This is a genomic window from Nonomuraea sp. bgisy101 (assembly GCF_057708945.1).
In genome coordinates this window covers 63806-85241 of sequence record NZ_JBYITD010000032.1, presented here as the reverse complement: position 1 = coordinate 85241, position 21436 = coordinate 63806, and the positions used below count along the sequence as shown (strand labels likewise).

Genomic DNA, 21436 nt, shown 5'->3' with positions numbered 1-21436 from the left:
CTCCGGGAAGCGCTGGTGGGTGTCACTGCAGCTGGTCGAGCATCTCCGACATCGCGCTCTTGATCCGCAGAGCTTTCTTGATCTCGTCGGCGGTGACGAACGGGTACTCGCCGTACTCGATGAAGCTCGGGCAGTGGTGCTCGCGAACGAATCTGACGAAGGCTTCAGGGTTGGTCTTCCAGTCCTCGGGGAAGCCCTCGAGGTTCTCGAAGGCCGTGTTCACTCCCGCCCGGGTGAACAAGACGATGGCGTCTTCGGTGTACTTGTCGAAGTCGGTGTCGAAGATCCCCTGGTACATGAAGCGGGTGTCGTCGTCGAAGAGCACCCAGCGCAGGTAGTGCAGCTTCAGAGGGGCGAGCAGGTCAGGGTCGTCCTCCAGCGCCTTGGCCAGCGTGTAGCCGTAGCCGCGGATCGTGTCGGCCCGGCCGGGTTTGACCTTCGCGATGATGGTGAACCCGTAACACGCCGGGGTCCGCGGGTAGACAGGGCCGTACTTACCCTGCTCCAGGTGGTCGGTCTCCTTCGGGATGACGGCCGCCTGCGGCTTGATCTCCATGCCGGTCCCCTCCGTCGTTCGACTCCAAGGGGGGAAGGCTAAAACAGCCTGACTGCGGCAATTGTCCCATAATGCGGCTTTGTGGGGCAGTTCATGTTCGCGAACGTCCACGCTCGGCCTGGACCACCGCCACAGAGCCACGCGCAGGTGTCCGCGCGCCGCAGCCGGGATCTCCCGCCTCAGGAGGGCGACTCGTGCTGAGATCCGTCCGCGTCCAGGTCGAGGCCGCGGGCGGCGAGGTAGGCGGCGCGACCCACGATCGCGGCATAGGTCGGGAAGGAAAGCGGGATCCTGGCCAGTTCCTCGACCCGCATCCGCGCCGTCATCGCCACAGCGGCCACCTGGGCGGTCTCCACGGCGCGCTCGCCGACGACATGGCAGCCGAGGATCTGGTGCCCGGCCCGGTCGACGACGAGCTTGCAGAATCCGGTGGTCCGGCCGTCGATGATCGGGCGGGTGGCGGCATCGAGGCCGACGGTCGCCACGAGCACGTCGTGGTCCTGGCGGGCCTTCGTTTCGGTGAGGCCCACCTGGGCGTACTCGGGGTCGGTGAAGCTGCCGATGGGACTGACCTGGTCCCAGACGGGGATTCGCGGACCCCGTACCGCGTTCGTCGCCGCTATGAACCCGGACTGACTCGCCTGCGGAACCAGCATGAGCCGGCCGGTGACGTCGCCTGCGGCGAAGATGTGGGGGACGGAGGTCCGCTGGTAGGCGTCGACGCGCACGAAGCCGCGTTCGTCGATCTCGACACCCGCCGCCGCGAGGTCGAGCCCCGTGGTGTCCGCCGTCCAGCCGATGGCCGAGACGACCAGTGACGCTTCGGCACTGCCTGGCGCGCCGTTCTGGGAGAAGTGCATGCGCACACCATCGGGCGTCCTGTCGAAGGAGGTGATGGCGTCGAGGTTCTCTCGCACCACCATGCCGCGCTCGCGGAAAGCGTCGGCTACGACCGCGGAGACGTCGTCGTCTTCCGAGGGGAGAATACGAGGCCCGGTCTCGAACAGCTGAACGCGGGACCCGAAGGCGGCGAAGATGGAGGCCACCTGTACACCGGTGGCGCCCGCGCCGATCACCAGCATGGACGGAGGGACCTCACGCAATCCCCAGGCGTCACTGTGGGTGTGGGTCAGTTCGGCGCCCGGGACGGTGAGCGGCCTGCTGACGCCGCCCGTGCACAAGATGATCCTGTCGCCGTGGAGTCGAAGCCCGTGGCTGGTCTCGACCGTGTGCGGATCGACGAAGGAGGCCGTGCCCGCGTGCTCGTGGACCGTCACCCCCAGACCATCGACGCTACTGCGCAGCGCCGAATGCGTCCGGACCTCGTGAACGACCTCGCGTACCCGGGCAAGCAGCCGCGGATAGTCGAGGCGGAGCTCGTCCGCGGCGATGCCGTACCAGTCGAGCTGACGGGCCTCCCGCACCAGCCGGGCCGCATGGGCGAGGGTGCGGACCGGTACGGGGCCGTCGTTGGCCGCCATCCCGCCGAACTCGTCGCGGGTCACCAGAGCGGTACGGGAGCCCAGGTCAGCGGCGCGATGAGCAGCGAAGGCGCCTGCCGGTCCTGCGCCGATGACAATGACATCGGTCATGTCCGGTCCTGTGGTCGAGGCCGACACCCTGGCCTTGCGGCTCAGCTGAATCGACTGTCTCTGCCCACTCTAGGTGGTCGAGTTCAGCCCGCACGCGACGGTGCCGCGAGGACAGACCCGCCGCCCCGCGACCCTTGCTCCGGTGCCCGCCGCCACGGCCGACCTACAGCATCGGTGCGGGGATGGCGGAGGTCAGCCCGCCGTCGATGCGGATGTCCTGTCCGTTGATGTACGACGCTTCGTCGGAGGCGAGGAAGGCGACCGCGGCGGCCACCTCGTCGGCGGTGCCGACACGGCCGGCGACGACTGTGGTGGCGACGGCGGCCTGGGCCTCGGCGGAGGCCTCGGCACGGAACGCCGGGGTGTCGATGTAGCCCGGGCTCACGGAGTTGACGCGGATTCGCCTGGGCGCCAGTTCGGCCGCGAGGGTTCGCGTCAGGTTGTGCACCGCCGCCTTGGTCGCCGAGTAGAGGGCGGCGTCGGGCACACCACGGTGCAGTGCGAACGACGCGTTGATCACGATCGCTCCCCGTTCGGACAGCAGCGGAAGCGCCTTCTGGACGGTGAAGAACGCTGCTTTGAAGTTGATGTCCACGACGCGGTAGAACTCGGCCTCGGTGACGTCGTCGATGGGCTGGAACGCGCCGACGCCCGCGTTGGCGAACACCACGTCCAGCCGCCCGTACCGCTCGCGGATGGCCGCCGTCAGCGTTTCCAGATCGGCGAGACGTGTCGCGTCACCGGGTATCCCGAGCACCCGGTCGCCGAGGTCCTCGACCGCGGTGTCGAGCCGGGTCTTGTCGCGCCCGGTGATGATCACCTGCGCGCCTTCGGCGAGTAGCCTGTGCGCGGCGGCCAACCCCATGCCGCTGGTGCCTCCGGTGATCAGTGCGATCTTGCCGGCGAATCGGGAACTGTTGTGCGTCATGGTTTCAGCGTGCCGACCCGCGCGGCGAACATACAGTGCGCGGTTATCGTGGGTGTGGCACCACCACGTTCAGGAGGTCTGCGGTCCTCAGGCGGGGGCGGCGAGGCGGATGTGCCGCAGCCGTTCGAGCCGATCGCCGGTATCGGTGCCGGGCCGGGGGTTGTACAGCACGAGGCACCAGTCGGGGTGATCGGCGACCGTCAGGGTGGTCGCGTCGAAGAACAGCTCGCCGGCCTCGGGATGGCGGAGCGCATTCACGGCCTGGACCGGGACACCCACCTCATGGCGTTCCCACAGTTCGGCGAATTCGGGGCTCACGACGCTGAGATCGTCCACCACCCTTCGGAACTCGGGATCGTCTGGGAAGTGCGCCACATCGGCGCGATAGGCGGCCACGACGGCAGGCGCGGCGCAGGCCCACACCTCGTGCATCGCGCGGTACCGGGGATTGGTGAAGAACGTGATCAGGCAGTTGTGGGCGGTGCCGTCGAAGCCGAACACCGTCCGCGCCGTGTCGTTGAACGCCAGCACATGCCAGTACCGGTCCCGCAACACCGCGGGCCGTCGCTCCCATGCGTCGAGCAGTTGCCGCACTTCGGGAGTGAGCTCAGCCGCGGGCGCCACACCGGCGGGCGGCGGGTTGAGCCCGGCCAGCAGATACAGGTGCACCCGCTCCGGCTCGCTCAGGCGCAGGGCCCCGGCGATCGCGTCGAGTACCTCAGCCGAGACGGTGATGTCGCGCCCCTGCTCGAGCCAGGTGTACCAGGACACTCCGACCCCGGCCAACATCGCTACTTCCTCGCGCCGCAGCCCCGGGGTCCGTCGCCGGCCCGCCGACGGGATGCCGACGTCACCGGGTGTGAGCCGCGCCCGACGGATGCGCAGGAACTCACGGAGTTGCTCGTGGCGCCGCCGCGCGGATTCGCTGGTCATACGCCGACGGTAACCCCTGCGTGGGTCGCGGGGCATCCGGCGTCTCCGGCATCCCCCGGCGGCCCCGGCGGCTTCAGGGGGCGGAGGGGCTCAGGACCGACCGCAAGCCGCGGGGCAGAACGTGGCCTCGGGGTAGCGCGACGACGGCTTGTCCAGGAGGGGCTGCCGCTGCGACTTCAGGTGCTGGTCGAGGAAGGCCGCCACGTACGTGCGGGTGATCTCGGCGGAGCGTGCCGCGGGCAGAACGCCGGCGGGGGGCGTGATGCCGAGCGCGCTCGCCAGCAGCGGGCCGTCGGTGAAGGACTGGTGTTCCGCGCCCGACAGCACGAGCCAGCGCTTCCACCCGGTCAGCAGTCTCCAGTCGCGGTCCCACGAAGTATCGCGACCGCCCGGGCTGTGCTGCGGCGAACCCATGAACATGAACGGCCGGGAGAGCCCGCTCTTGGGGATCCGGGCGTAGGTGGTGCCGTCCATGTCGATTCCGGCGCGTACGCGGGCGTCCTTCAGCATGGCCGCCACGGCACTGGCCCCACCGATCGACTGGCCCACCATCGCGATCCTGGAGCGGTCGATCAGGTCAGCGCCGTCCCACTTCGACGGCAGCTGGTCGAGCACGAAGGAGACGTCGGCCGCCCGGCCCTCGACCACCCCCGTGCCGAAGCCCGGGTCCGTGTCGCTGTCGCAGGCGAGGCACTCCGCGACCCGCCCGTCGGGAAGGGTCGTGGCGTAGCTCTCGTAGGTGTGGTCGATCCCGGCCACGACGTAGCCTCGGCTGGCCAACTCCTCGGCCAGGGACGTGAGTGTGCTCATCGGCTTGGTGAAGCCGGGGGAGAGCACCACCAGCGGAAGCTTCCGCCCTGCGGGTTCGGCGTCCTTGACGGCGTTGGTTCGCGTTCTGCTCAGGATGTCGTACGGCACGCCCCCGATCCTCAAGCCCTTCAGGGTGAGCTCCGACTCCTTCGGCGTCATGTACGGCGCCCGCCGCCCGTCCCGCTGCTTGGTCGGATACCACAGGGTGACCTTGAGCTCCCTGGCGTCGACGTCGAGGTTCCAGGGATCGGGTCGGGAGGCGTCTTTCAGGTACAGGGCGGTGGTGCCGACCGGATGGGTGCCGGTGGGGGCGGGCAGAGTGGCGGGGCCGGTCGGCGTGGCCGACGGGTTGGCGGCGGACCGGGGCGGCACGGGTGCGGAGCAGGCGGACGCGGCGAGCACGACCAGTCCCGCGGCGACTGCCAGGATCTGTCTCATGGAGAGGTCCATTCACTTGTGCAGCAAGGTCAGGGCCTTGGCCAGCGCGGGGTCGCGCCCTTCGGCCGCGTCCTTCGGCGTCAGTGACACGTAGTGGTCGGGGGGCACGCCGATCCGGTCGATCACCTCGCGATCGGGCCCCAGATGGTGCTTGACGGGGAAGCTCAGCACAGTGTTGTTGCTGAGCAGGAACGGCTGCGCAGGGCCGGAGATGATCCCGGCGGTCCTGGTGCCGGCCAACTGGCCGATCCGCAGGTCCTTGACCGCGGAGCTGAAGTGCTCGCACGCCGAGGCGCAACCGCGGTCGGTGAGCACCACCAGCGGCAGGTTGACCAGCTCGACGGTGTCGTCGGTCCGCGAGGCCTCGCACGTGCCGTCCACGGTGCACAGGTAGGCGGTGACCTTGCCGTGGACGAACGCGCTGAGCAGCCGGGCCGCCTCGACGGGGCTGCCGCCGCCGTTGCCGCGCAGGTCCAGCACGACGCCGGTGAGCGTCCGGCCAGCGCGCAGCCTGGAGACGGCCTTGAGCACCCTGTTCGCGGAGTCGGGCGCGAACCCGCGCTGCCGTACATAGGCGATGTCGCCTTCCAGCAGCTTCGACGTCACCACCTGCAGGGCGGCCAGATCCCGCTGGAAGAGGCCGGGTTTGAGCGTCACGCTCCAGCGGCGGCCGGTGGCCTGCCGCAGGAGCCGCAGCAGGACCGGGCGCGCCTGCGGGTATCGCGGGTAGAGGGCGGCGATCGCGGGGGTGGCCTTCCCGTCGATGAACGGCGCCGATCCGTTGATCGATTCGATGATGTCGCCCGGGCGCAGCCCGGCGGCCTGCGCCGCGCCACCCTGCACGGTGGTGACGAACAGCGGAGGGAGGGCGACGCCGGGGTTGCTGTCCGCCTGCGCACCGGTGACGTTCGCCTGGAGACCCAGGCCGTAGCCGTCGCCGTCGTAGTAGTCGGGCGGCCGCTTGACGTCGTGCGCCCAGCCGGCGTGGTTGTCGCCGAGGCCGGCCACGATGGCCTCGAGGGTGACGACGGCCAGCTTGTCGCGCAGGTCGGGGACCTGCTCGGTGGTCTTCCGATAGACGGCCTCGAAAGCGGTCCAGTCGGCTTTCCTGTCACCGGTCAGCGCCGGCATGGTCGCCCCTGGAACGTCGCGCCCGTGGCGGTTGAGCTCCTGCGTCAGGGCGACGAAACCGGCGGTCAGCAGCGAGCGGGCGTCCAGCGTGGCGCCGCTGTAGTAGTTGCCGAGGATGCAGAAGTACGCCTGCTCGACCACGTCGATCGTGGTGGCCGTCTCCGCCCCTGGGGGTCCCTGGGGCTGCCCGCAGGCCGTACTGGCTGCCGTGCTCGCCTGGCTGCGCGGCGGCGTCGGTGCCGTGCAGGCCGCCGCCAGGAGGAGGGCGAGCCCGGCTGCCACGGTTCTGGCGGTCATGACAGGCGCCTCCGGATCCACCAGAAGCAGAACCAGGTGAGGCCGAGGGTGAGGAGGGCGTAGATCCCGGTCTCGATCCACTGGAAGGGCCAGAAGCGGTCGAGGGGCTGGTAGGTCGCCTGCTGCCGGTAGCCGAGCCGGTTGATCTCGGCCATGCACGCGTCCATGCCCTGCCCTCCCGCCCTCGATGGTGCGCAGGGTCCTGACGTCGTGGAGATCTGGATGGTGGCTTCGTCGCCGGCGCCGCCGATCGTGCGTCCGGACGGATCGACCAGGTCGCTGGACATGACCCAGGCGCCCGCCTGGCCGGGAACGGCCGACTTCAGGACCATGTGCGCAGGTCCCCCTCCATTCGGTGGTATGCCGAAGTTCTCCACGTTCGCCCTGCCGAGCTCGGAGGTCGTCGTGACCGGGGGCATCAGGTGGGGACGGACCAGCAGCGGCATGGCGAGCTGGATCGCTGCGAAGACGGCCAGGGTGAGGGCCATGGCGGGCAGCGTGCGGCGGACGAGCATGCCCACCGTCACGCCCAGGACGAAGGCGAAGGCCCCGTACCCCATCGGGGCGATGCCGCGCGCGCCGAACACCAGGGGCGCCATCAGGGCCAAGCTGTCCGGGGCCGACTTGTCCAGGGGCCCGGACCACAAGGTCACCGCGAGGCCGCACAGGCAGGCGGCGGTCATGGCGACCAGGCCGGTGAGCCCGAGCTTGACCGCCAGCCAACGGCCGCGGGTGATGCTCTGGTTCCACACCAGCAGGTGTGTGCCCGCCTCCAGCTCGCGGGTGATCATCGGTGCTCCCCAGAAGATCCCGACGAGAGCGGGCAGGAGCAGCACGACGAGGCTGACGGCCAGGAAGGGGAGCTGGTACGCCTCGAAGAAGCGGTCGAAGAACTGGTCGCAGGTGTTGTCCTGGGTGCAGTCGGCGATCCCGGCGGAGTAGCCGGAGGCCAGCCCAGGACCGGTCAGGGCCAGGGCGGCGGTGAGCATGACGAGTAAGGCGGCCGTCATCGCGACCGAGCCGCGGAACTGGCGCCAGGTCAGCCAGATCATCGCTGGACCTCCAGGGTGGGCCGCCGGTCGGCGGCGGTGGACTTGTCCATGTAGGCCAGGACGAGGTCTTCCAGCGTGAGCCGGCTGACCGTCCAGGCGGGATCGAGGATCGGGGCGCCGGTACGGATGATGTAGGTGCTCTGCCGATCGGTGTGCCGCGCGGAGACGATGTGCTGATCCGCTGGCAGCCTGCTTGGATCGCGACGCGGGCCGGTGAGCCGGTGATGGGTGGCCAGCAGGTGCTCGGTCTCCCCGGCGATCTGGACGCGCGAGTCGACGAGCACGATCAGGTAGTCGCACGTCCTTTCCAGGTCGGAGACCAGGTGGGAGGAGAGCACCACGCTGAACTCGTGCTCGACGGTGGCCTCCATCAGCCCCTGCAGGAACTCGCGGCGGGCCAGCGGGTCGAGCGAGGCGACCGGCTCATCCAAGATCAGCAGTTCGGGCCGCTTGGCCAGGCCCAGGGTGAGGGCGACCTGGGCGCGCTGGCCGCCGGACAGCTTGCCCGCCCGGTGGGCGGGGTCGAGACCGAGCCGCGCGATCCGTTCCCGCGCCATCACGGCGTCCCAGCCGGGGTTGAGCCGTGCTCCCAGCCGCAGGTGATCGGCGATACTCAGCCCGGCGTAGACGGGGGTGTCCTGGGCGACGAAGCCGACCTTGGCCAGCTGTGCGGGGCCGCCGGCGGGGCGTCCGCTCAGCACGGTGATGCCGCCCGTCGTGGGCTCCAGCTGGCCGCTGGCCAGTTTCAGCAGCGTGGTCTTGCCCGCTCCGTTGGGGCCCACCAACCCGACGACGTGGCCGGCCGGGATGTCGATGGTGCACTCGCGCAGCGCCCAGCGCTTGCCGTACTTCTTGCCCAGTCCTTGGGCCGCTAGGACAGACGTCACGCTATGTCCTCCTGAGAGGTGGTCCGAAAGGTGGTCATGAAGAGGGCCTCGATGCTCTCGTCGTCGAGGCCGGCCCGGCGGGCCTTGGCCAGCCAGCGCTGCAGTTCCAGCCGCAGCGGGCCGTGCGCGGCCAGCGAGGCGCCGGTGAGCGTCGCCGTCACGAACGTCCCCACCCCCGGCCGGGCGGCGACCAGGCCCTCGTGCTCGAGTTCCCTGTAGGCCTTGAGAACGGTGTTGGCGTTGATCGCCAGTTGCGCCACGACCTCCTTGACGGTCGGCAGCTGGTCGCCCTCGCGCAACAGGCCGAGTCGCAGCGCATGCCGTACCTGCTGGACCAGCTGCAGGTACGGCGAGACACCGGACCGACCGTCCAGATAGAACTCGATCACTGCATCTCCATTTATCTAGGTTCCTAAGACTTTAGATCCCTAGATCTAAAGCGCTTGTAAGGAGAGCTGTATCGCCGGTCCCGGTTCCGCGTCCCGATCCGCTTCGGGCTCGGCCACCGGCATGCCCGGCCCCCTACGCTGATCGGGCCTACGCGGCGGTACCCCGGAGTGAATGCCGCCGATAGCGTTCTCCTGTGGACAGAATCTTCACGGTCGAGGAGGCGCGGAGTCTCATGCCGCAGGTGTGCGGGCTCGTGGCCGAGCTCGTCGCCATCCGCGCCGACCTCGCCGAGCTCGGCCACGATCTCAGAGAAGGCGTGCGATCCCCGCTCGGCGGTCTGCCCGAGGCCAAGGCCATGGAAGCGCGCATCGGCGAGATCCTCGGCTGGTTCGACGAGCGGCAGATCGAGATCAAGGGCATCGCGCCGGTGCTCGTCGACTTTCCGGCGGTTCTCGATGGGGTGTCCGTGCGGCTGTGCTGGATCGAGGGTGAGGCCGAGCTCGGCTGGTACCACCGCAGCGAGCTCGGCTTTCCCGGCCGGCGCCGCCTTCCCTGAAGCCCGAGCCGAAGGCGGCCGACCGCGACCACGCTCGCCGCTCGTCCTCCCGTCCCGTCGAGCGACGAAGCCGGGGCGGTCAGAGATCCAGGTCGGAGCCGCCGAAGCGGTCTTCGAGGAACCTGCCCTGGTCGCGCAGAGCCTGCTCGTCACCCAGGTACACCGACTCGGCGACCTTGCGGAGCTGGGCGCCCAGCAGGTCGAGTTGGGCGAGCACCTCCTCGTGGGCGCTGCGCTGCCGCTCGCCGCGCCGCGTGAGCGCGTACGAGCGGGGCAGGTTGGCGTAGGCCTCCAGGCTTGACGGAAGGTAGTCCCTGATCGTCTGCGACACGATGTGCAGGTGGTCGGGGGAGGAGGTGAGCGCGTCCGCGCGGCGCAGGATGTCGCGCAGCACCTCGGCCAGCTCGCCGACCTTGGTTGCCACGTCGTCGGGGAAACGGTTCCGGCCGACCCTGGCCAGCAGCGTGTCCAGGTCGGCGAACAGTTGCCGGCTCTCCACCTCCGCGTGCGAGATCGTCAGCTTCACCCGGTCCGCCGGGGCGAGCACCGCCCCGACGCCGTACAGCCCGGCCACCACCACGGGCCAGTACGCCCCGGCGACCCCGAAGAACACCAGCACCACGCCGATCAGCGCCAGAGCGCATCCGGCGATGTTCTTCGTGGATCCGGCATAGGCGAGGACCCGGGCGGCCGGGCTACTGGTAGCCACGGATCTCCTTGAAGGCCGCCGTCAGCGATCCCGAGCGGGCGTCGAACGTCGCACCACCCGTGAGCTGCGCGACCTGATTCATTTCCGCCACGTCGCTGTCGCCGAAGAGCACCACGAAAGCCGGGAACCTCACCTGCAGAGAGCGGTAGTACGAGGCGAAGTCGTCGTAGGAGCTGCCGTCCGTGTTCTCGCCGTCCGTCATCAGCACGATCGAGGTGAAGTCCGCGGACGGCGAGGACCTCGCCTGCTCGTAGGCGGCACGCAGGCTGTCGAAGATCGCCGTACCGCCCCTGGTCCGCAGCGCCTCGCCGTACGAGCGGATCTGCCGGAGCACGGGATCGGCGTCCCGCTCGGGCAGCGTGAACGTGCGCGGCTCCTCGGGCGTCGAGTTGAACGGGATCATCGTGACCGTCTCGCGGTTGCGGAAACGTGAGAACGTCCCGCTCACGGAGGTGTCGGCTCCGGCCAGCGCGGTCAGTGCCCGCTTCAGCGCGTCGAGGCGATCACCCGCCATCGATCCGGAGGTGTCCAGCACGAAGAGGGTCCTTGAGGGCTTGCGCACCTGGTTGAGATAGACGCCGATGAGCTCGTCGGCGGCGCTGCGCCGGTTGGGGAACGGCAGCTCCACCAGGGACGCCGACCCGAAGCGCTGGTCGGGCCGCACCTCCGGCACGATCGGCCGCCGGTAGGTCGTCGCCATGATCTCGCGCTGGATCTCGGGCTTGCGCAGCCAGGCGGCGAGCTTCCCGTACAGCGCCTGCTTCTCCGCTCCGGCCGAGTTCAGCAGCGTGAGCGGGTAGTCGGCCGTCACGACGCCGTCGGTCGGATAGATCAGCGTGAGCGGCTCCCTGAGCTTGCCCGAGGCGTTGAGACCGAGAAGCACGGACTCGTAGTTCACCAGCCCGTCCACCGTGCCCTGTTTGATGTACGCGTCGGCGAGCCAGCCGGAGGAGCCCGCGGTGAGCGTCTGCGCCGAGAAGAACTCCGTCAGCTTCGGCGTCGCCGCGTCGATCTGGGCCTGGTCCAGGGCCTCCCCGGCATCCGAGAGTGCGGCGGTCACGCCGACCAGCGCGGAGAATCCGGAGTTGGAGGCGGCCGGGCTGGTCATGCCGAAGGTGAACTTGTGGGCGCGAGCGGCGGCGGCGATGTCGTTCCAGGTCACGGGTTTGCTGTCCCAGCCGAGCTCGCGGGCCTTCGACCGCTTCAGGCCGAGCAGTACCGGCGAGGCCATGACCTTGGTCTGGGTCGACAGCCGCGCGGTCGCCCCTTCGATGAGCGAGAGGTAGCGGTTGGAGGAGAACCAGGTCGCGTCGTACGTGCCGTCCGCTCCGCCGTTCCCCACCTGCTCCGCTCCGTCGAGCGTCCCGGAGTACGACAGCGCGACCCGCACGCCGACGGCCTCCTGCGCACGTTCGAGCAGCGGCTCGAGGTCCTTGATCTCGCTGCCTGCGAGGACGCGGAGCACGTCGGGGCCGTTCACGGGCTCCGAGGCGGAGCCGGAGCCGCCGCAGGCCGCCGACGCGACGAGCAGGGCGATCACGGCAAGCGCCCGCCCGGCCGGTCGCATGGTGAGCACTCGCCCCGTCACCGGGGAGGCGGTGGTACGCGTGGCGGCGTCGGCCGGCCTTCTCACCTGGGGAGCCCCTTGCTTCCTCATCGGGGGAGGGCCTGTTCGTCGCCGCGCTGGGAGCGCTCCAGGTATGTACGGGCGTGGTCGAGCTCGACGGTCAGGTTGTCGACCGTGATCGCCATGTTCTCCACGGCCTGGGCCTTGAACGTGTCGATCGTGTCCATGGTGGCGTAGATGTTGTCGAACGCCTTGCGCAGCGCGTCCATGCCGACCGTGGTGGAGGCCGCCTGCGTCTGGATGTCCGCGGCCTGGGTGCGCAGCATTTCGCTGGTCGCCACGATCAGATCCGACGTGGTCGTGTTGAGGGCGGCGATCTGGTCGAGCACCAGCTTCTGGTTGGCCAGCGCCTGCGCGACGGTCACCGCGGTGCGCAGCGCGGCGATCGTCGTCGTGGTCGCGCGGTCCACACCCTTGATCAGCTCGTGGTTGTTCTTGCGGATCAGGTCGAGGGCGAGGTAGCCCTGAGCGGAGACCGCGAGCTGGGTTAGCAGGTCCTGGTGCTTCTGCCGGATGCCGAAGAGCGCGTCCGAGCGCAGCGCGGTCGCCTTCTCCGGGTCGGTCGGCTCCACCCGCGTGATCCGCGCTTCGACCGCGGAGTCGAGCGCGGCGGCGAGCAGGGCGTACTCCTGGAGCTTGGTCATCGACTCCCAGAGGTTGGCCTTCTCACCCTCGATGGCCGCGTTGTCCTTCAGAAGCTCGTCCTGCCCGGACTTCAGGGCACGGATGATGTCGTCGATGTGCTGCTGAGCCGACTGATATTTCGCGAAATAGTCGCGCAGCTTGTCGCCGAACGGGATCATGCCCAGCAGCTTCTTGCCGGGGCTCGACGCCTGCTTGGGGTCGAGGTCGACGATCGTGCGGCGCAGCGCGACCAGCTGGCCCGCCACCGCCACCTGCGCGTCCTTGCCCTCGCCCTTGGCCGACGCGAGCGCTGCCACGGGACGCCGCAGCATGCGGTTGGCGACCTGGGACGACGCCCGGATCTCCGAGTCGCCCATCGAGGTGATGTCGTGCACCTTGCGGGTGAACTCAGGGGAGCGGGGGTCCAGCCCGCTGAGCTCCTCGGCGAAGCCGTTGGCCTTCTCGGCCAGCTCGTCGCTGCGTCCCTCAGGTATGGGCAGCATGGTGGCCGCCTTCTCCGCGGGCACCTTGGCCACGGGTTCGGGCGGGCTGAGGACGAGATCGCTCACGTGGTGTCTCCTGCGGGCAGTAGTGAAGGCGGGGTCACGGGGTGGGGGACGGAGCCGCGCCGGACCGGTACAGCTCCTCGACCTCGGCGATCATGCTCTCCAGCCGCTCGTAGGCGGGAGGCTCGACCACGTCGATCAGGCCGGGCGGCAGCGGGGCCCCGGTCTTCGCCACCATGTCGCCGAACGCCTTGGGGGCGGCGGTGCGGAAGCCGTAGGCCGCGGCGAGGCGCCCGAGTTCCTGGTCCTCCTGCAGCAGGCGGCCCACCTCGGTGCCCTGGGCGCTGAGCGGTACGAGAGTGTGCTTGCTCAGGACCGTCGGCGAGGGGTACAGCAGTCGCATGTCAGGGCGGATCGAGCCGTCACCGGCGAAGAGACGGGAGGCGTACTGCGCTTCGTAGATCATGACCATGGGCGTCTTGCCGATGCCCTGGGACAGGTAGTCCTCGAACGGCGCCTCGCTGGAGGTCTCGGAGTAGCCCTGGTCGAGGAAGAGCGGCGCGACTTCCTCGGCCACCTTGGAGACCTGCGCGTTGGAGTTCACCACGTCGTCGCCGTTGGCCACGTAGCCGGCTATGGACAGATACATCGCCGCGGAGTTCGACGTGCGGATGTCGGTGGTGGTGAGCAGCACCCGCTTGCGCGCGGGGTAGGCGGTGTTGCCCGGGAGCCTGTCCCACCGGGTCCCCTTTGCCACCAGGTCCAGATATTTCTTGATATCGAGGATCTGGTATCCCTGACCGGAATCCCGGACGACTCCCGCCCTGGCGAGGACGTCCACGATCGGCTTGAAGGTGGCGACCGCCATCGGGGAGGAGAACGGCGCGAACGTGCGGGCGGCGCCGTGGTCGCGTCTGATCTTCTCGGCGGCCGGCACGCTCGACGGGAACGCGAAGCCGTACTTCTTCGGGTCCACCGAGGCCGCGATCTGGCGCGATCCGGCGGTGTCGACCTCGACCCGCAGGCCGTGCCCGGCGAAGACGGCCTGTACTCGCCGGTCGTCGAAGAAGGGCTTCTTCTCCGACCCGATCACCCCGCGGACAAGGATGAGGTCTTTCTTCTCGGCGCCGCCTCCGCTGCGGTCGCCCACCACGATCGCCACCACCACGGCGGCACCGAGGAGCAGCGCCAGCCCGACGCCGATCCATCGCTTCATTTGGTTCCCCAATAACTCACCCCGTATCGCCGCATACCGGCGCTCTCTATCGGATTATGTGAGATATCGGGGTGGCTGGGAGTGGCTCACGAATAACGTGTTAACAATTCAGCTTCTGTTCACTGAAAGGTCACTATGCGATGGGCTGAACAGTTCGCTAAACGGCCATATTGGCGCGGGCGGGGACTCGATCGGTCGCCATCGAAATGAGGGCGCTACCCCGAAAGCCCGCGCCGATGAATTCGCTGCTGCGCCGATTTCTTCGTGCGTGTCTGTCCCGCTTGTTCGTGGATGCGCTGCCAGATCGGTCAAATTATCCTATATCGGACATAAGGGACCAGTTATTTCCCTTGCGGGACATCCCGCTGGCGTTATGATCTTCCTTTTCCTCGGTCAGGCCGAACAGCCCGGCCGGGGTCCATGCTGACGGGGCCGTCACGAACGCCCCCATGAATGGGACTGGAGATCCGTTATGAGGCGTGCACTGATCACATTAGGTATCGGCTTGGGCCTGGTGGGCTCCACCGTCGTCTCCGCACCGGCTCTGGCCGCGAGCCCGGTGACGGTCCCTCTGGCCACCAGCGTGTCGGCTGCTCAGCAGGCCGCGACGTTCTGGCTCGCCGACGGGGCCGCCAACCTGAAGAGCGCCACACCCTACGCCGTGCAGACCGTGGTCCATGGGGAACGGACGTCCACCGCCGTCGTCCCGGACGGCAAGCCTGGCGTGGTCGCGCCGGTGCAGGGAGTGGCCTCGCCGGAGGGAAAGCTGCCCACGACCTCGGGCAAGGTGTTCTTCGTCGGCGCCGACGGTCAGCCGCACTGGTGTACGGGCACCGCCATGCAGTCGAACTACCGCAACCTGGTCGCCACCGCCGGTCACTGCGTGTACGACACCCAGCGCGCGGGCGCCGCGCTCGACAAGTGGGTCTTCGTCCCCGGCTACTCCGAAGGCACGACCCCGTCGGGCCTGTACGTCGGAAAGCAGGCCGTCGCCCACTACGACTTCGGCGTGTACGCGGACTACGACCGCGACTTCGCCTTCGTGAACGTGTACAACGGCGTCGTCTCGTCCTCCTCCGGCGTGCTGACCGATACCGGCAGGCTGGTCGACAGCGTCGGCGGGCTGGGCTTTCGCTACAACCAGCCGCCGAGCTCCTCGGTCGACGTCTTCGGCTACCCGGCCGGCCCCAACCCTGACGGAACCGGGCGGCCCTACACAGGCCAGACCCTCGAACAGTCCACCGGATCGACATTTCCCGTGAGGCTCTCCGACCTCGCCGCCGACCAGGCCATCGGCGTCGACTCCCCGTTCCCCGGTGAAGGCTCCCTCGGCTCCTCCTGGCTGTACCACTACAGCAAGGACAGCGGCACCGGCTACCTCAACGGCATCACGATCAGCGTCTCCGACACTGACGGCGACGGCCGCTACGACACCGGCGTCTCCCCTTACTTCGACGGCGAGGTGGCTGCGGTCTACTCCGCCGCCGGCAACTTCTGGACCGGCCCCATCGCGTAGAAGAACGCTGCACCCGCCCGCCGCCCGTCCACCCAGGCGAGCGGGCGGGTGCAGCGTTGCCCTCATCGCGCTGACACGGGCCGGACAGTCGTGCGCCTCTGGCCTGACGACATTGCAGGGGTCGGAGCCCGTGTGTTCGACGCGGGAGTCGAGGTGATGGCCGATGGCCGGAACGGCGGTTCAGTCGCACACCCCAGGCAGGGCGCACACCTTCTTCGCCATCTTCTTCGCCTGGGCGGCGATCTTCCTGCCGGCCTCCGGGCCGTTGCCGATGTCCGTGTAGAGGAACAGAGCGGTGCCGCGGCGGGCGACGATCGCCCGTTCGCCGGGCTCACGCTCCCGTACAGCACGAGCTGTTCGCTGCTGCCGGAGGGGGCGCTGGTCGAGTAGGTGATGGTGCGTATCGCGAGCCGGTTGTCGCGGGGCTTCGCCTTGGCGCGGCAGGGATTGAGCTCGAGCTGCCGGGTCAGGCTGTCGCTGATCTCCCACCACTCCTCGTCCTCCATGACCGGCCCGGCGATCGCCGCGGGCTCGGTCACCAGGAATCCCTTGGGGATCTCGACGCTGTCCGCGTAGGCCACGCCGGTTCCGGCCGACACCGATCCGATCACCAGTGCCACTGCCATCGCTTGCTTGATCACAATGGTTGAGATGCGGGATCTTCTCGATAAGTTGTCCCGGTTTCGTGCGGCAGGCGATGCTCAGACGGCTGATGTCGGATCGGCCCCGCTGAGCGTGGTCTCAGGACGCGATGACGACCTTGCCCGGAGCGTGCCCCTCTTCCTGATACCGGATGGCCGCCGGGATCTCCTCGAACGGGTAGACCCGGTCGATGACCGGGGTGACCTTGCCGTCTTCGATGAACTCGGTCAGCGTCAGCAGGTTCCGCTTGTTCTCCGTGCATCGGACCACGTCCGCCAGGGCCATGGTCTGGGACACGAACGGCGACACCGCGAACGTCGAGAACATGCGGCCGGCGGGTCGCACCCATCGGCCGGCGGGCCCGCCGACGACGACGTAGGTGCCCTGGGGGGTCAACGCCCGGCGGCATGCCGCTCCCGGGTAGCCGCCCGCGACGTCCAGCAGCAGGTCGTAGCGCTGCCCGTTCCGGGTGAAGTCCTCTCGCGTGTAGTCGATGACCTCGTCCGCGCCGATCGACCGGACCAGGTCCACGTTCCGCGTGCTGCAGACGCCGGTGACCTTCGCGCCGAACGCCTTGGCGATCTGCACGGCGAACGTGCCCACGCCTCCTGAGGCCCCGTTGACGAGCACACGCTGCCCCGGCTGTACGCGTCCCTGGTCGCGCAGGCCGAGCAGGGCGGTGCCGGCGGCCATCGGTACCGCGGCCGCCTGCTCGAACGACAGGTTCGCCGGTCGCGGTGCCAGCTCGTCTTCCCGGACGCAAACGTACTCGGCGAAGCCGCCCTGCTTGGGCATCGCGAACACCTCGTCGCCGGGGCGGAACTCTGTCACGTCCTTGCCGACCGCCTCGACCTGCCCCGCCACGTCGGCGCCCAGGACGTTGATTTTCGGCCTGCGCAGCCCGGGGCCGCCGCCCATCAGGCGCGCGATGTACGGCTCGCCTCTCATGAAGTGCCAGTCGTACGGCTGGACGGAGGTGGCGCGTACCCGGACCAGCACCTCGTCGTCGCCCGGCACGGGCGTCTCGATCTCGGTGAGATCCAGGACGTCGGGTGAGCCGTACGAGCGCAGGACGAACGCCTTCATCACATTCTCCTCATCCACGGCGAGTGCGGACATCCATCGGGGGCCGTCACGCTCCCGCATCGACGGCGTGTCGTGAAAATCAGCGTAGAAGGCGTGATCAGGGGGCTCATCAGCCGAAAGTACGCCCGTTTGGCGGACGATCGGCCAGGTCAGGCAGGGCCGTTCTGTCGATGACCCGCCGTCGCCTCAGCCGTCACGATCGAGGGCATGACCGACGAGAGCCCGGCGGGACGCCTGCCGTTCCCGCAGCCGCCGCGAGCCGGCCGGTTGAAGGACGGCCGGAGCGGGGCCACAGCCCCTTCCTCGAGGGCTGGGTGGCTCGTGCCGGCCGCGCTGATCGTGCTCGGCGCCGTTCCCGTGGTCGCCGGTGCCGTACGCCTGACGGAACTGGCCGGCGGTGCGGCGATCACGCCGGAGAACGGACGGTTCTTCGCGGCGCCCCTGCCCGTGGTGCTGCACATCATCGGCGCCTGTGTGTACAGCGTGCTGGGCGCCTTCCAGTTCGCGGCGGGGTTCCGCCGCCGGAGGCCGCGCTGGCACCGTGTCGCGGGGCGGCTGCTGGTTCCGTGCGGACTCCTCGCGGCGCTGGCGGGGCTGTGGATGTCCCTGTTCTATCCGCGCCCCGCGGGCGACGGCGAACTCCTCGCGGGGTTCCGGCTCGTGTTCGGCGCGGCCATGGTCCTGTCCCTTGCCCTGGGCTTCGCCGCGATCCGGCGGCGGGACGTCGCAGGGCACCGCGCCTGGATGGTCCGCGGTTACGCGATCGGCCTGGGCGCGGGCACGCAGGCGGTGGTGCTGGCGCTCTGGTTCCTGGCCATCGGCACGCCCGGCGAGATCGCCAGGGCGCTGCTCCTGGGCGGCGGATGGGTGATCAATCTCGCTGTGGCCGAATGGATCATTCAGAGGCGGGGCGCCCGGCCATCCTTCTGACGCCTTTCTCAGGATCGCTCTAGACGCGGTTGGTCTCGTAGGCCCACATGGCGATCTCGACGCGGTTGCGAGCGCCGAGCTTGGCCATGAGGCTGGCGATGTGGGACTTGACGGTGCTGAGAGAGATGCGCAGCTCGTCGGCGATCTCGTTGTTGGTTCGCCCGCGTGCCACGGTGGCCAGGATCTGTTCTTCACGGTCCGTGAGCACCTCGATGGGGTGCGTCGGGGGTGAGGCGGGCCCGGTGCGGGCGAAGGCGCCGAGCAGCCGGGCGGTGATGCTCGGGGCGATGAGCGCGTCGCCGTTGGCGGCGGCGTGGACGGCCTGCGAGAGCAGGTGAGCGCCGGCGTTCTTGAGCAGGAACCCCCGGGCACCGGCCCTCAGGGCGGCGTAGACGTACTCGTCGAGATCGAACGTGGTGATGACGACGACGGCGAGGGGGTCCTCGACGGACGGCCCGGCGAGGGAACGGGTCGCCTCGATGCCGTCGAGGCCGGGCATGCGGATGTCGAACAGGCACACGTCCGGGCGCAGGCGCCGCGCGAGCTCGACGGCTCGCCGCCCGTCGGCGGCCTCGCCGATGACCTCGATGTCCGGCTGGGCGTCGAGGATCATCGAGAGTCCGGTACGGACGATCTCCTGATCGTCGGCGACGATCACCCGGATGCTCATGTCGCCGATCCGGTTCGAGGCAGCACCGCGGTCACCGTCCATCCCCGGTCGGGGTCGGGGCCGGCGACGCAGGTGCCGCCGAGCAGATCGGCGCGTTCGATCATGCCGATGAGCCCGTACCCGGGCGACCCGGTCTGGCGCAGGAGGCTGCTGTCGCCGTCGTCGCTCACGCGCAGGTGCACCGACGTGTCGTCGGCGGCGACGCGGACCTCGATGCGGGTGGCGTGGCGCGCATGCCGCCTGGCGTTGGTGACCGACTCCTGGGCCAGGCGGTACAGCGCGGCCCCGACCAGCGGGGGAAGGTCGTCGAGGTCGCCCGAGATCTCGACGTCGACGGCCGGGACGGAGGGGCCCTGGCTCGCCAGCCCTTCAAGATCGGCGACGCCCCGTCCGGGCGCCAGCTCCGCCTGCTGGTCCTGGCGAAGGACGCGGACCATGGTGCGCATCTCGGCGAGGGCGCGCGCCGCCTCCGCCTCGATCACGTGGAGCGCCTCGGTGGCGGCGTTCGGCCGCGACGCCGACGTCGCGAGGCCCGCCTGCGCTCGGATCGCCATCGCCGAGACGTGATGAGCGACGGTGTCGTGCAGGTCGCGGGCCAGCTGTTCGCGTTCGAGCAGCTTGACCTGGTCGAGCTCGCGCATCCTCTCCCTGGCCCGGTACCGGAACGCCACTCCCAGGGCGATGGCCGACGACATGACGGCGAACGCCGCCACCGCGTCGGCGAGGACGATGCGGTCGAAGCCGATCGAGAGGAGGACCGCGACGAGCATGATCGCCAACCCGGCCGCGGCCTCGCGTCCCGCTCCCCACCGGAACAACGCGTACACGAGGAGCAGCAGGTACACCATCGTGTACGTCTCCGGAGACTCGCCGCTCGTCAACAGCGGGGCCAGGCTCGTGGTTCCGAAGGCGATCGCGAGCATCGGCAGCGGTCTGGTCCTGCGCCACAACAACGTGGGCACCAGCCCGAGGGTGACCGTCACCGAGACGGCCCGCCACGGAAGGTCCGGCCGCAGGACTCCCTCGAGAACCGCGATCGGCACGAGGACGCCCACGAGCGCCCAGTCCCGCCACACCCGCAGCGGCGGGTCGGGGGGACGTGGCTCGTTCCACACGGAGCGAAGGAGGCCGTACACCAAATCATGGTAACGAGTGCCCCTGTTCAGCCCGAAGAGCAATTCTCACATTTCCAGCGGGATCGGACGGTGCGGCGGGAGCGGTGCGACGCCGCCGCGGCCAAGATCGGTGAGGTCGTGTTCGGTTCGGGGTCGGTCTCCCCGGTCACATCGGCCGGTTTTCGCGGGTCTACTGTTACGACACGCCGCGCGGAAGGACTGTGACACGGTGGACGAAAAGGTATGGCTGACCGAGCGTTTCGAGGAGCATCGGGCTCATCTGCAAGCGGTGGCCTACCGGATGCTCGGCTCGGTGAGCGAGGCCGACGACGCTGTGCAGGAAGCCTGGCTGCGACTCGATCGCGCCGACACCAGCGGCGTGGAGAACCTCGGCGCGTGGCTGACCACCGTGGTGGCACGCGTGTGCCTGAACGTGCTGCGCTCGCGCGAGCATCGGCGCGAGGAGTCGTTCGAGGTGCGCATGCCCGACCCGATCATCAGCCCCGAGTCCGGGATCGACCCCGAGCATGAAGCGTTGCTGGCCGACTCGGTCGGGCTGGCACTGCTGGTGGTGCTCGAGACGCTGTCGCCGGCCGAGCGGCTGGCGTTCGTGCTGCACGACATGTTCGCCGTGCCGTTCGAGGAGATCGCCTCGATGACCGAGCGGTCTCCGGCCGCGGCGCGGCAGCTCGCGAGCCGCGCCCGCCGCCGGGTGCAGGGGCAGGCCCCGGCTCCCGACCCCGATCTCGCCCGTCAGCGCGATGTCGTCAACGCGTTCTTCGCCGCCGCCCGCGACGGCGACTTCGACGCGCTCGTCGCCGTGCTCGACCCGGACGTCGTGCTGCGGTCCGACGGCGGCGTCGTGCGTGCCAGTCAGACGGTCGTGCTCAACGGGGCGCGGACCGTGGCCGAGCAGGCCGTCGGCTTCGGACGGCTCTCGCCGTTCGCACGGCCGGCGCTCATCAACGGTGCCGCCGGAGTCGTCGTCGCCGCCGATGGACGGCCGTTGTCCGTCATGGCCTTCACCGTCGCGGGCGGGAAGGTCGTCGCCATCGACGTGCTCGCCGATCCCGAACGCCTACGCGAGCTCGACCTGCCGGTCCTCTGACCAGCCCGCCGTCGTCGCGGCGATCCTTCGATCCGGGACCCGTTCCCTGCGGCCCTGGCGGTGGCGGCGCGCTCGCCGGCGAATGGACGGGGACATTTCGGGTGGCGATCTGTCTCA

Annotated in this window: 21 protein-coding genes; 5 read left to right on the top strand and 16 right to left on the bottom strand. The window is 69.5% G+C overall.

What is annotated here, in order from left to right; translation table 11 throughout:
* Window positions 1-22: 22 nt before the first annotated feature.
* The 9 genes from AC3EO4_RS42800 to AC3EO4_RS42760 all read right to left on the bottom strand — a co-directional run bounded on the left by AC3EO4_RS42800 (window position 23) and on the right by AC3EO4_RS42760 (window position 9013).
* A complete protein-coding gene (locus AC3EO4_RS42800) occupies window positions 23-556 on the bottom strand; it encodes a hypothetical protein (protein ID WP_379577861.1) in 534 nt (177 codons plus the stop codon).
* A 179-nt stretch (window positions 557-735) separates the two neighbouring features.
* Window positions 736-2148, bottom strand: coding sequence for a dihydrolipoyl dehydrogenase family protein (locus tag AC3EO4_RS42795; protein ID WP_431901399.1), 1413 nt, complete (start codon window positions 2146-2148; stop codon window positions 736-738).
* Window positions 2149-2311: 163 nt separating this feature from the next.
* Complete coding sequence (locus AC3EO4_RS42790) at window positions 2312-3076, bottom strand: SDR family NAD(P)-dependent oxidoreductase (RefSeq protein ID WP_431901396.1); 765 nt, start codon at window positions 3074-3076, stop codon at window positions 2312-2314.
* 87 nt (window positions 3077-3163) lie between these two features.
* A complete protein-coding gene (locus AC3EO4_RS42785; protein WP_379577855.1) occupies window positions 3164-4009 on the bottom strand; it encodes a helix-turn-helix transcriptional regulator in 846 nt (281 codons plus the stop codon).
* A gap of 90 nt (window positions 4010-4099) precedes the next feature.
* Window positions 4100-5257 carry an alpha/beta hydrolase family protein gene (locus tag AC3EO4_RS42780; RefSeq protein ID WP_379577853.1) on the bottom strand — a complete coding sequence of 386 codons (1158 nt, stop codon included), beginning with the start codon at window positions 5255-5257 and terminating at the stop codon, window positions 4100-4102.
* Window positions 5258-5269: 12 nt separating this feature from the next.
* Complete coding sequence (locus tag AC3EO4_RS42775) at window positions 5270-6685, bottom strand: S41 family peptidase (RefSeq protein WP_379577851.1); 1416 nt, start codon at window positions 6683-6685, stop codon at window positions 5270-5272.
* On the bottom strand, window positions 6682-7737 hold the full coding sequence (locus AC3EO4_RS42770; RefSeq protein WP_431901392.1) for an ABC-2 transporter permease: 1056 nt from the start codon (window positions 7735-7737) through the stop codon (window positions 6682-6684). Before AC3EO4_RS42770 ends, AC3EO4_RS42775 begins: the two co-directional genes overlap by 4 nt.
* On the bottom strand, window positions 7734-8624 hold the full coding sequence (locus AC3EO4_RS42765) for an ABC transporter ATP-binding protein (RefSeq protein WP_431901390.1): 891 nt from the start codon (window positions 8622-8624) through the stop codon (window positions 7734-7736). The genes AC3EO4_RS42770 and AC3EO4_RS42765 overlap by 4 nt, the downstream gene beginning before the upstream one ends.
* Window positions 8621-9013 carry a GntR family transcriptional regulator gene (locus AC3EO4_RS42760; RefSeq protein ID WP_379577845.1) on the bottom strand — a complete coding sequence of 131 codons (393 nt, stop codon included), beginning with the start codon at window positions 9011-9013 and terminating at the stop codon, window positions 8621-8623. The genes AC3EO4_RS42765 and AC3EO4_RS42760 overlap by 4 nt, the downstream gene beginning before the upstream one ends.
* Window positions 9014-9207: 194 nt before the next feature.
* On the opposite strand from AC3EO4_RS42760, the gene AC3EO4_RS42755 reads away from it, so the two are divergent.
* Entirely contained in the window at window positions 9208-9570 is a 363-nt protein-coding gene (locus AC3EO4_RS42755; RefSeq protein ID WP_379577843.1) for a DUF2203 domain-containing protein, read from the top strand.
* 79 nt (window positions 9571-9649) lie between these two features.
* Here the strand turns inward: AC3EO4_RS42755 and AC3EO4_RS42750 are convergent, their stop codons facing one another.
* From AC3EO4_RS42750 to AC3EO4_RS42735, 4 genes are read right to left on the bottom strand one after another with little or no spacing between them, the layout of a single operon-like run.
* The gene (locus tag AC3EO4_RS42750) at window positions 9650-10279 is read right to left on the bottom strand and encodes a hypothetical protein (RefSeq protein WP_431901386.1); all 630 of its coding nucleotides are present in this window, start codon (window positions 10277-10279) and stop codon (window positions 9650-9652) included.
* Window positions 10266-11912, bottom strand: a complete 1647-nt coding sequence (locus tag AC3EO4_RS42745) for a vWA domain-containing protein (protein ID WP_379577839.1) — start codon at window positions 11910-11912, stop codon at window positions 10266-10268. The genes AC3EO4_RS42750 and AC3EO4_RS42745 overlap by 14 nt, the downstream gene beginning before the upstream one ends.
* Before the next feature lie 20 nt (window positions 11913-11932).
* A complete protein-coding gene (locus tag AC3EO4_RS42740; protein ID WP_431901383.1) occupies window positions 11933-13099 on the bottom strand; it encodes a toxic anion resistance protein in 1167 nt (388 codons plus the stop codon).
* 34 nt (window positions 13100-13133) lie between these two features.
* Complete coding sequence (locus AC3EO4_RS42735; protein WP_431901382.1) at window positions 13134-14252, bottom strand: hypothetical protein; 1119 nt, start codon at window positions 14250-14252, stop codon at window positions 13134-13136.
* 472 nt (window positions 14253-14724) lie between these two features.
* Between AC3EO4_RS42735 and AC3EO4_RS42730 the strand changes: the two genes are divergently transcribed.
* Together AC3EO4_RS42730 and AC3EO4_RS42725 are read left to right on the top strand one after the other, a co-directional pair.
* The gene (locus AC3EO4_RS42730) at window positions 14725-15768 is read left to right on the top strand and encodes a trypsin-like serine peptidase (protein WP_431901380.1); all 1044 of its coding nucleotides are present in this window, start codon (window positions 14725-14727) and stop codon (window positions 15766-15768) included.
* A 393-nt stretch (window positions 15769-16161) separates the two neighbouring features.
* Entirely contained in the window at window positions 16162-16344 is a 183-nt protein-coding gene (locus tag AC3EO4_RS42725; protein ID WP_431901378.1) for a hypothetical protein, read from the top strand.
* A 165-nt stretch (window positions 16345-16509) separates the two neighbouring features.
* Here AC3EO4_RS42725 and AC3EO4_RS42720 read toward each other — a convergent pair whose 3' ends face one another.
* Window positions 16510-17496 (bottom strand): NAD(P)-dependent alcohol dehydrogenase, encoded by a 987-nt coding sequence (locus AC3EO4_RS42720; protein WP_431901376.1) that lies wholly within the window; start codon window positions 17494-17496, stop codon window positions 16510-16512.
* 207 nt (window positions 17497-17703) lie between these two features.
* On the opposite strand from AC3EO4_RS42720, the gene AC3EO4_RS42715 reads away from it, so the two are divergent.
* On the top strand, window positions 17704-18426 hold the full coding sequence (locus tag AC3EO4_RS42715; RefSeq protein WP_379577827.1) for a DUF2306 domain-containing protein: 723 nt from the start codon (window positions 17704-17706) through the stop codon (window positions 18424-18426).
* Window positions 18427-18445: 19 nt separating this feature from the next.
* Here the strand turns inward: AC3EO4_RS42715 and AC3EO4_RS42710 are convergent, their stop codons facing one another.
* A complete protein-coding gene (locus AC3EO4_RS42710) occupies window positions 18446-19096 on the bottom strand; it encodes a response regulator (RefSeq protein WP_379577825.1) in 651 nt (216 codons plus the stop codon).
* Complete coding sequence (locus tag AC3EO4_RS42705) at window positions 19093-20232, bottom strand: sensor histidine kinase (protein ID WP_379577823.1); 1140 nt, start codon at window positions 20230-20232, stop codon at window positions 19093-19095. The genes AC3EO4_RS42710 and AC3EO4_RS42705 overlap by 4 nt, the downstream gene beginning before the upstream one ends.
* A gap of 208 nt (window positions 20233-20440) precedes the next feature.
* On the opposite strand from AC3EO4_RS42705, the gene sigJ reads away from it, so the two are divergent.
* Entirely contained in the window at window positions 20441-21319 is an 879-nt protein-coding gene (gene sigJ / locus AC3EO4_RS42700; protein ID WP_431901372.1) for an RNA polymerase sigma factor SigJ, read from the top strand.
* The last annotated feature ends 117 nt before the right edge of the window (window positions 21320-21436 follow it).

Coding starts and splice junctions, on each gene's coding strand:
- AC3EO4_RS42800 (WP_379577861.1), bottom strand. CDS start 556: ATGGAGATCAAGCCGCAGGCGGCCGTCATCCCGAAGGAGACCGACCAC.
- AC3EO4_RS42795 (WP_431901399.1), bottom strand. CDS start 2,148: ATGACCGATGTCATTGTCATCGGCGCAGGACCGGCAGGCGCCTTCGCT.
- AC3EO4_RS42790 (WP_431901396.1), bottom strand. CDS start 3,076: ATGACGCACAACAGTTCCCGATTCGCCGGCAAGATCGCACTGATCACC.
- AC3EO4_RS42785 (WP_379577855.1), bottom strand. CDS start 4,009: ATGACCAGCGAATCCGCGCGGCGGCGCCACGAGCAACTCCGTGAGTTC.
- AC3EO4_RS42780 (WP_379577853.1), bottom strand. CDS start 5,257: ATGAGACAGATCCTGGCAGTCGCCGCGGGACTGGTCGTGCTCGCCGCG.
- AC3EO4_RS42775 (WP_379577851.1), bottom strand. CDS start 6,685: ATGACCGCCAGAACCGTGGCAGCCGGGCTCGCCCTCCTCCTGGCGGCG.
- AC3EO4_RS42770 (WP_431901392.1), bottom strand. CDS start 7,737: ATGATCTGGCTGACCTGGCGCCAGTTCCGCGGCTCGGTCGCGATGACG.
- AC3EO4_RS42735 (WP_431901382.1), bottom strand. CDS start 14,252: ATGAAGCGATGGATCGGCGTCGGGCTGGCGCTGCTCCTCGGTGCCGCC.
- AC3EO4_RS42730 (WP_431901380.1), top strand. CDS start 14,725: ATGAGGCGTGCACTGATCACATTAGGTATCGGCTTGGGCCTGGTGGGC.
- AC3EO4_RS42725 (WP_431901378.1), top strand. CDS start 16,162: ATGGTGCGTATCGCGAGCCGGTTGTCGCGGGGCTTCGCCTTGGCGCGG.
- AC3EO4_RS42720 (WP_431901376.1), bottom strand. CDS start 17,496: ATGAAGGCGTTCGTCCTGCGCTCGTACGGCTCACCCGACGTCCTGGAT.
- AC3EO4_RS42715 (WP_379577827.1), top strand. CDS start 17,704: ATGACCGACGAGAGCCCGGCGGGACGCCTGCCGTTCCCGCAGCCGCCG.
- AC3EO4_RS42710 (WP_379577825.1), bottom strand. CDS start 19,096: ATGAGCATCCGGGTGATCGTCGCCGACGATCAGGAGATCGTCCGTACC.